This window comes from Pseudokineococcus marinus (assembly GCF_013004605.1).
Taxonomy (GTDB): domain Bacteria; phylum Actinomycetota; class Actinomycetes; order Actinomycetales; family Quadrisphaeraceae; genus Pseudokineococcus; species Pseudokineococcus marinus.
In genome coordinates this window covers 1-1,410 of record NZ_JABEMA010000516.1, presented here as the reverse complement: position 1 = coordinate 1,410, position 1,410 = coordinate 1, and the positions used below count along the sequence as shown (strand labels likewise).

Genomic DNA, 1,410 nt, shown 5'->3' with positions numbered 1-1,410 from the left:
CGGCCCCGCCCTGACCGGCCCAGCCCTGACCGGAAGCGCCCCGCCCTCGCCCGCCGCGGGACCGGCTGCCGTGGGAGGCCGGCCGCGCGAGCGCCAGGTGAGCAGCTACCGCGAGCTCTCCCGCCGCGTGCGCGCCGCCGGCCTGCTCGAGCGCCGCCGGGCCGACTACTGGCGCCGCATCGTCCTCACGGCCCTCGCCTGGACCGCGGTCGTCGCCGCCGCCGCGCTGCTGCGCGACTCGTGGCTGGTGCTGCTCGCGGCCGGCGCCCTGGCGCTCGTGACCACCCAGATGGCCTTCCTCGGCCACGACGGCGCGCACCGCCAGGTCTTCGCCTCCGCGCGCGCCAACGAGGTGGCCGGCCGCGTCTTCGCCTCCCTCATGACCGGGCTCAGCTACGGCTGGTGGACGGGCAAGCACACGCGCCACCACCAGGCCCCCAACCAGGTCGGCGTCGACGGGGACCTCGACTCGAAAGCCCTCGCCTTCACCCCGGAGGCGGCGCGGGCGCGCCGCGGGCCGCGGGCCTGGATCACCCGGCACCAGGGCTGGCTCTTCTTCCCCCTCCTGCTGCTGCAGGGGCTCAACCTGCACGTGGACAGCACCCGCCGCCTCCTCGGGCGTCGGGCGCTCCCCCGCCGCCGGGTCGAGGTCGCCCTCGTGGCCGCGCACTGGGCCGCCGCCGCGTCGCTCCTCCTGCTGCTCCTGCCCCCGGGGCGGGCAGCCGCCTTCGCCGGGGTGCACCTCGCCGTCCTGGGCGTGGCCATGGGCCTCGCCTTCGCGCCCAACCACGTCGGCATGCCGGTCGTGCCGCGCGGCGCCAAGGTCGACTTCCTCCAGCGCCAGGTGCTCATGTCGCGCGACGTGCGCGGCGGGCCGCTCGTCGACCTCGCCATGGGCGGGCTCAACTACCAGGTGGAGCACCACCTCTTCCCGAGCATGCCGAGGGCCAACCTGCGCCAGGCCCAGGTGCTCGTGCGCGCCTACTGCGCGGAGCAGGGCGTCCTCTACACGGAGACCTCCGTGCTCGGCGCGTACCGGGCGGTGGTGGGGCACCTCCACCGCGTCGGCGTCCACGCCCCCGGGACCTTCTCGTGCCCGCTGGCGCGGGAGCTGCGATGAGCGCCCCGGCCCCGGCGGATCCCGCCGAGACGCTCGTGGACCTGGTGCGGACGCCGCTCGCCGGCCTCTCCCTCGCCCAGGTCGCGGCGCGCGCGGTCCGCGCGGGCGCCCGCTCCCTGCCCGGCGTCGACGGCCTCGCCGTCCTCGTCGTCGAGGAGGGGCGAACCCGGGCCGCCGCCTTCGAGGGCGCGGACGCCGCGGTCCTCGACGAGCGCGCCCTCGACGCGGGCCCCGGCCCCGTCCTCGAGGCCGCCACCACGGGGGGCGCCGTGCACGTCGACACCGCCCGC

General features: G+C 77.9%; 1 protein-coding gene and 1 pseudogene. Both read left to right on the top strand.

Annotated elements, in window-relative coordinates; all coding sequences use genetic code 11:
* Nucleotides 1-97 precede the first annotated feature (97 nt).
* A complete protein-coding gene (locus tag HLB09_RS17120) occupies nucleotides 98-1,120 on the top strand; it encodes an acyl-CoA desaturase (RefSeq protein ID WP_322790244.1) in 1,023 nt (340 codons plus the stop codon).
* A pseudogene (locus HLB09_RS17115) lies at nucleotides 1,117-1,410 on the top strand (hypothetical protein); the annotation flags it as partial. The gene HLB09_RS17120 and the pseudogene HLB09_RS17115, both read left to right, overlap by 4 nt.